We start from the raw sequence: 1,022 nt of genomic DNA on the forward strand, positions 1-1,022 counted from the left end.
ACTGGCTGCCGATGCTGCCGCCGCTGCTCAGGCCCACGCCCTGATGTTGCGACTTCACGTCGGCCCTGTTGTGGATATCGCTCCAGCCCAGCGTGCCGGYGGTCAGGCTGTTTKTATCCGCCGTGGCGGTGGAGCTGATGACGGAGCCGTCCAGCTGCGTATGCTTACCGACGTTGATGCTAAAGCCGCCTTCACCSGCAAACAGCCCGCTCTGCTCCCGCACCGAGTCGTAGTTGCTGTGGATTTTATCGCGGCTGGCGCTGACGCTGCCCGATGCGACGCCCGCGCCCAGGGTATAACCGGCTCCCTCAATAAAGTCAGCCGGGCCGTTCTGCGCCGCCACCATGCGGGCAAACACTTCGNGCAAACAGCCCGCTCTGCTCCCGCACCGAGTCGTAGTTGCTGTGGATTTTATCGCGGCTGGCGCTGACGCTGCCCGATGCGACGCCCGCGCCCAGGGTATAACCGGCTCCCGCGCTGGCGTTCTGCTGCCTGCTGTCGTAGCGGTCGCCGTCCTGCTCTGAAGCAATGGTCAGGTTGCCGCCAGCGTCAGCCACAATCGCTTTCCCGCTGGCCTGCGCCCCCTTCAGCGTCGTGTCGCCGCCGCTGATGATAACCAGATTATTGCCCGCGCTAACGGTGGTCTCAGTATGGGTCAGGCCGTTAGATCGGAAGAGCGTCNGAAGCAATGGTCAGGTTGCCGCCAGCGTCAGCCACAATCGCTTTCCCGCTGGCCTGCGCCCCCTTCAGCGTCGTGTCGCCGCCGCTGATGATAACCAGACTATTGCCCGCGCTAACGGTAGTCTCGGTATGGGTTACGCTGTTGCCGTGTTCGCTGACGGAGGGAACATCAGTAAAGAGCCCCAGGAGCCTGGAAGATAAGTACGCTACCGCCATCGCTCCCGTTTTAAGAAGAACGCTATGTGAGTGGAATGCAGGTTGTGCCTTGCCGGTTTTATCTTTAACCCGGCTGGTTCAAGGGTTATCGGAGCATGATGATACCGGATTTTGAAATCTGACTG

At 61.2% G+C, this 1,022-nt stretch carries 3 pseudogenes; all 3 read right to left on the reverse strand.

The annotated features are described in order from the left end of the window. Positions 1-268 (reverse strand): annotated as a pseudogene (locus tag ASF13_RS25330) (hemagglutinin); the annotation flags it as partial. Between the two features lie 95 nt (positions 269-363). Continuing rightward, positions 364-681: pseudogene (locus ASF13_RS25335) on the reverse strand (hemagglutinin repeat-containing protein); the annotation flags it as partial. A 1-nt stretch (position 682) separates the two neighbouring features. Next, positions 683-897, reverse strand: a pseudogene (locus ASF13_RS25340) (hemagglutinin repeat-containing protein); the annotation flags it as partial. Positions 898-1,022: the final 125 nt, after the last annotated feature.

Origin of the sequence: Erwinia sp. Leaf53, assembly GCF_001422605.1 — a bacterium.
Classification (GTDB): Bacteria; Pseudomonadota; Gammaproteobacteria; order Enterobacterales; family Enterobacteriaceae; genus Erwinia.